General features: G+C 72.0%; 3 protein-coding genes. All 3 read left to right on the top strand.

The window, feature by feature from the left end:
• Window positions 1-190 (top strand): DUF948 domain-containing protein (locus VK640_07305; protein ID HTE72990.1); only part of this gene is annotated, 190 nt, incomplete at its 5' end.
• Entirely contained in the window at window positions 190-558 is a 369-nt protein-coding gene (locus VK640_07300) for a DUF6167 family protein (protein HTE72989.1), read from the top strand. The genes VK640_07305 and VK640_07300, both read left to right, overlap by 1 nt.
• Window positions 558-2,050: alanine--tRNA ligase (gene alaS, locus VK640_07295; GenBank protein HTE72988.1), on the top strand; the 1,493-nt coding region annotated here is incomplete at its 3' end. The genes VK640_07300 and alaS, both read left to right, overlap by 1 nt.

The following is a 2,050-nucleotide window of genomic DNA, read 5'->3' as shown; positions in this document are numbered from 1 at the left end:
GACCGCGCTGTTCGCCGCCACTTTCGGCGGCCCGGTCGTCAAGGTCGCCGCGTTCACATACGGGGTGCGCAGCGCGATGGCCGACCGGCCGGGCACCCGGACCCGTCGCAAGGTTGCCGACCAGACGCGGGCGAACAAGGCCGCGGCCAGAGCGGCGCGCCGGCGCGGCGGGTCCGGGTCGGCCGACTGATGCGCCGGCTGTTCTGGGTCGCCGTCGGCGCGGCCGCCGGGGTCTATGCCGTCCGCAAGGCGCAGCAGACCCTGCACGCCTACAGCCCGGGCGGGCTGGCCGAGCGGGCGACCGGTGTCGGTGCGTCGTGGCAGGCCTTCACCGACGACGTACGTCGCAACGCCGCCGAGCGCGAGGCTCAGCTCCGCGAGGCGCTGGGCATGGAGCCCGCCGATCCCGTCGCGCCGCTGACCCCGGCCGAGGCGGCCGACCTGACCGAGCACCCGGCGAGCCTGGACTCGGGCCCGCGGACGAGTCGGCCGACTCCACCGACGTCGCCGGAGTCGCCGGAGTCGCCGACTCGCAGCACCCGATCGAGGAGCACCTGATGGAGACCGCCGAGATCAAGCGCCGCTGGCTGCGCTTCTTCGGCGACCGCGGCCACAGCGTGGTGCCCAGCGCGTCGCTGCTGCTCGACGACCCCAACCTGCTGTTCGTCAACGCCGGCATGGTGCCGTTCAAGCCCTACCTGCTGGGCCAGGAGCCGCCGCCGTGGAAGCGCGCGACCAGCGTGCAGAAGTGCGTGCGCACCCTCGACATCGAGGAGGTCGGCAAGACCACCCGGCACGGCACGTTCTTCCAGATGAACGGCAACTTCTCCTTCGGCGACTACTTCAAGGAAGGCGCCATCGAGCTGGCCTGGGAGCTGGTGACCCGGCCGCAAGCAGAGGGCGGCTACGGCTTCGACGAGGCGGTGCTCTACGCGAGCGTCCTCGAGGACGACGACGAGTCCGTCGCGCTGTGGAAGAAGGTCGCGGGGCTCTCCGACGACCGCATCGTCCGGCTGGGCAAGAAGGACAACTACTGGCACATGGGCGTCCCCGGCCCGGGCGGCCCCTCCAGCGAGATCCTCATCGACCGCGGACCCGAGTTCGGCGCCGACCGCGACTGGGAGGCCGGCGACCGCTACATGGAGTTCTGGAACCTTGTCTTCATGCAGGAGGAGCTCTCCGCGGTCCGCAGCAAGGAGGACTTCGACGTCCTTGCCCCCTTGCCGCAGAAGAACATCGACACCGGCATGGGCCTCGAGCGGGTGGCCTACCTGCTGCAGGGCGTCGACAACCTCTACGAGATCGACGAGGTCTTCCCGGTCCTCGACCGCGCGGCCGCCCTGGCCGGCAAGCGCTACGGGGCCAACCACGACGACGACGTACGGCTCCGGGTCGTGGCCGACCACGTGCGCAGCGCGCTGATGCTGATCAGCGACGGGGTGACTCCGGGCAACGAGGCGCGCGGTTACGTGCTGCGCCGGCTGCTGCGCCGCACCGTCCGCTCGATGCGCCTGCTCGGCTACGAGGACCCGGTGCTGCCCGAGCTGCTGCCGCTGAGCCGCGACGCGATGGCGCCGTCCTACCCCGAGCTCGCCAGCGGCTTCGGTCGCATCTCGGCGCTGGCCTACGCCGAGGAGGAGACCTTCCGCGGCACCCTCCGGGCCGGCACGACGATCCTCGACCAGTTCGTCCGGCAGGCCCGGCACGACCAGGACGTCGCGGAGGGCTCGGGCGGCCCGGCCTCGGCCGGCCGGCTGAGCGGCGCGCAGGCCTTCCAGCTGCACGACACGTACGGCTTCCCGATCGACCTCACCCTGGAGATGGCGTCGGAGCAGGGGCTCCAGGTGGACGAGCCGGCCTTCCGCACCCTGATGCAGGAGCAGCGGAACCGGGCCAAGGCCGACGCCAAGGCCAAGAAGGCGGGCGCGCAGGCCAGCGAGGTCTACAAGGACCTGCGGGCGTCCGGCCCGACCCCGTTCACCGGCTACACCGAGCTGTCGACCGAGTCGAGCGTGCGCGGCATCGTCCGTGACGGGGCCCTGGTCAACGG

Source organism: Actinomycetes bacterium, assembly GCA_035489715.1.
In the GTDB taxonomy this organism is placed as follows: Bacteria; Actinomycetota; Actinomycetes; order JACCUZ01; family JACCUZ01; genus DATHAP01.
The sequence above is the reverse complement of the archived record's forward strand: the minus strand, read 5'-3'. Positions and strand labels throughout refer to the sequence as shown.

Excerpts from the sequence above, each read along its gene's own strand:
- VK640_07300 (HTE72989.1), top strand. The coding sequence starts at position 190 with ATGCGCCGGCTGTTCTGGGTCGCCGTCGGCGCGGCCGCCGGGGTCTAT.